The organism is Gelidibacter maritimus (assembly GCF_014062315.1).
Lineage (GTDB): Bacteria > Bacteroidota > Bacteroidia > Flavobacteriales > Flavobacteriaceae > Gelidibacter > Gelidibacter maritimus.
Window position 1 is genome coordinate 1 of the sequence record NZ_JACGLT010000041.1, and the last position, 2,733, is coordinate 2,733.

Sequence of the window (2,733 nt, forward strand, 5' to 3'; positions counted from 1 at the left end):
TAGAGTTGGAACCGGTGCGAAGTACCAAGTGCGAACATCTATACTGGGATTTCGATCTCGATCCCGTTTTTGCAACGGATCAAAATGGTTCTGCCTTCCTGGACAGGGACGACTTCGATAGGAACGAAATGCGAAGGACCTTTATCGGCCGTTACATCTACAGGCCTCGATAATTTTGATCGCCAATAATGGAATTTGCTCTCCTTGATCCCATGGGCAGAGGCAAACTCTTTTTGGCTCCGACCAGAGTCCCGAAACTCCTTTACCAATTTACGCATCCACAAAGCATTCTCCTTTTTTGTCATAATACATATAGTTTATGCCACCAAAGGTAAAAAGACAGGTCATGTCATAAAAGACGTAGTTGCCCGGATGGATACGAAAAATCAAAGTTAAGTCGCTTAAAATCCGAATATCTGTGATTTCCGAAAGTGCGGTTTAAAAGCCAATGTTGCGAATAAACGAATACGCCTTGATTTCCAGTAATAAGTCGCTTAAAAGTGAAAAGCTTTTGACTACCAAAAGTCCGGATGAAAAACAGAACCGACAAATAGTACGGCGAAATCCACTCTGACGAATAAAAACCTTCCGAACCAAATCAGATTTTATTTTTGATGTTTAAGTGCAAAATCGAAAGTTTGTGTTTCTCGACCGAATCAGATCTGACCGAATAAATTAAAACAAAAATCGATCTGAATTGTTTAAATTAGTCCTTTAAACAACATTACGTTCGATATAAAACTCGGATGAGAAACTTAAAAACCGTGTGCTAACAGCGTGTATAAGTTATGGCTGGGTATGTGCCTACTTGGAAAATCCTGCGGATTTTCCACAGGCAGTTGACCGTTTGGAATTGTCCGTGATGGCACACGCCACAACTCATACACATAAACGTTGGCATTCATTGAACAGAAATGTTAAAAATGACAATTATACAAATCGCTAAGAAACTGGAAAAACATTATTTTGACAAAAAAGTAAACGGGAATTTAAAGCTGTATAAAAAGGGAAAGAAAAAAGTGAGCGAAATAACAAAAGACCAGAAAATCTCGCAACGAAAATTTTATGCGATTTTAGAAAAAAAGAAAATAGAACATAAGAAATATAAAAAAGAGTGATTTAAAACAAAACGTTTGACTTTTAGCTCGTTTGCGGAATCGGAAACTGAATTGAAAAACAAAACCCGAATTGAATGCGGAATTTAGCAAGTTGCGGAATTACTCACTAATCGGAATTGAAAAATATTATATATTCGAGAAAAATAACATTATGAATAAATCACAGATAATAGGTATTGCAATTATAATCGTTGGAATTATTGCTTACTTTTTAGTTGACAATAGCATAATCCAAACAACATCAGGTGTTTTATGTGCAATAGGTTTTGGATATATTTTTAAATGGATTCCTTTCAAAAAACAAAACTCAACTGAATAATTGAAATCGGAATAAAAACAACGAAATGCCAAGCCGTGTATAATTAATTGCTTGGTTCTCGCCTACTTGGAAAATTCTTCGGAATTTCCATTGGCTCGGTCAATTTTTACTATTTTAGGTGTATATCCCACGCAACTATTCTTACACATAAACGTTGGCATTCATTGAACAGAAATGTTAAAAATGACAATTACACAAATCGTTGAGAAACTGGAAAAACACTATTTTGACAAAAAAGTAAACGAGAATTTAAAGTTGTATAAAAAAGGAAAGAAAAAAGTGAGCGAAATAACAAAAGACCTGAAAATCTCGCTACGAAAATTTTATGCGATTTTAGACAAAAAGAAATATAGAACATAAGAAATATAAAAAAGAGTGATTTAAAATAAAACGTTTGACTTTTAGCTCGTTTGCGGAATCGGAAACTGAATTAAATGCGGAATTTAGAAAGTTGCGGAATTGCTCACTCAATCGGAAATAAATTTAACCTAAAAATGGAATTTTAAAAAATATGAATACGCAGATAAAATCAATTATAAAATCAGGTTTGTTTTCGGGAATCGTTTACGCTGGACTTATGGCTGGATTTGACTATTCTGACGGACAAGATTTCAAAATATGGAAATTTATATTATACGCCTCTTTTTTTGGAACATTTATGGCACTTATGACCAGATATAATTTAAAAAAACAAGCAGATAAAGAAAAAAATAAAACTGAATAAAAACAACGAAATGCCAACAAAGAACTGAGGTAAAAAACAAGTCTTTTCTTCCTTAAATTTTAACCATAAAAATCTTGGCATTGTTGAAATGGAACAAATCTCCTACGGTCGATTTGTTTCCAGTCCAACAAGCAAACTCTCGCTATCGCGAGCGTCCGCTCGTGCTCACCAAACTATCGCCCATATTAACCCCTAAAAAATAGCTTTAAAATCCGTAGTTCTACGTATAGGAAAGTTTAGAGAAAAGTGGTAAATTGAAGCATAAGAATTTTGATCATTAACATTCAACATCCAAAGTGGCTTCTATTGGCACACTGAGGGTAGATATGATCACTTTTAGTGCTTATAAATACAAGTTAGTACACAGCTGTGCAGACTCTAAAAAACCATTAATAAGTCGAAAATTTTTTGGCTTTTAAAAACGTAGAAATGAATTCAAAAAGCTCTACGCAGAATTTACCACTGTTACGAATTATAAAACCTTCTTGAGATCCAATGTTAAGTCGCCTAAAATCCGAAAATCAGTGAATGCCAAAGGTCAGGCTGAATAACAGAACCGACAAACAGTACGT

The 2,733-nt window shown here is 34.4% G+C and carries 5 protein-coding genes; 4 read left to right on the top strand and 1 reads right to left on the bottom strand.

Going from position 1 to position 2,733, the window contains the following annotated elements; genetic code table 11:
• Positions 1-38: 38 nt before the first annotated feature.
• The gene (gene tnpA, locus H3Z82_RS19375; RefSeq protein WP_182206421.1) at positions 39-305 is read right to left on the bottom strand and encodes an IS66 family insertion sequence element accessory protein TnpA; all 267 of its coding nucleotides are present in this window, start codon (positions 303-305) and stop codon (positions 39-41) included.
• Positions 306-923: 618 nt separating this feature from the next.
• On the opposite strand from tnpA, the gene H3Z82_RS19380 reads away from it, so the two are divergent.
• From H3Z82_RS19380 to H3Z82_RS19395, 4 genes are all read left to right on the top strand, one after another.
• On the top strand, positions 924-1,118 hold the full coding sequence (locus H3Z82_RS19380) for a hypothetical protein (RefSeq protein ID WP_235982504.1): 195 nt from the start codon (positions 924-926) through the stop codon (positions 1,116-1,118).
• Positions 1,119-1,269: 151 nt separating this feature from the next.
• Positions 1,270-1,437: a hypothetical protein gene (locus tag H3Z82_RS19385; RefSeq protein WP_182207109.1), complete on the top strand. Its 168-nt coding sequence runs from the start codon at positions 1,270-1,272 to the stop codon at positions 1,435-1,437.
• Between the two features lie 183 nt (positions 1,438-1,620).
• Positions 1,621-1,797, top strand: coding sequence for a hypothetical protein (locus H3Z82_RS19390; RefSeq protein WP_235982505.1), 177 nt, complete (start codon positions 1,621-1,623; stop codon positions 1,795-1,797).
• Positions 1,798-1,948: 151 nt separating this feature from the next.
• Complete coding sequence (locus H3Z82_RS19395; RefSeq protein ID WP_182207110.1) at positions 1,949-2,161, top strand: hypothetical protein; 213 nt, start codon at positions 1,949-1,951, stop codon at positions 2,159-2,161.
• Positions 2,162-2,733 lie beyond the last annotated feature (572 nt).

What these genes read in the sequence shown, in the direction of transcription:
- tnpA (WP_182206421.1), bottom strand. Translation starts at nt 305, where the DNA reads ATGACAAAAAAGGAGAATGCTTTGTGGATGCGTAAATTGGTAAAGGAG.
- H3Z82_RS19380 (WP_235982504.1), top strand. Translation starts at nt 924, where the DNA reads ATGACAATTATACAAATCGCTAAGAAACTGGAAAAACATTATTTTGAC.
- H3Z82_RS19385 (WP_182207109.1), top strand. Translation starts at nt 1,270, where the DNA reads ATGAATAAATCACAGATAATAGGTATTGCAATTATAATCGTTGGAATT.
- H3Z82_RS19390 (WP_235982505.1), top strand. Translation starts at nt 1,621, where the DNA reads ATGACAATTACACAAATCGTTGAGAAACTGGAAAAACACTATTTTGAC.
- H3Z82_RS19395 (WP_182207110.1), top strand. Translation starts at nt 1,949, where the DNA reads ATGAATACGCAGATAAAATCAATTATAAAATCAGGTTTGTTTTCGGGA.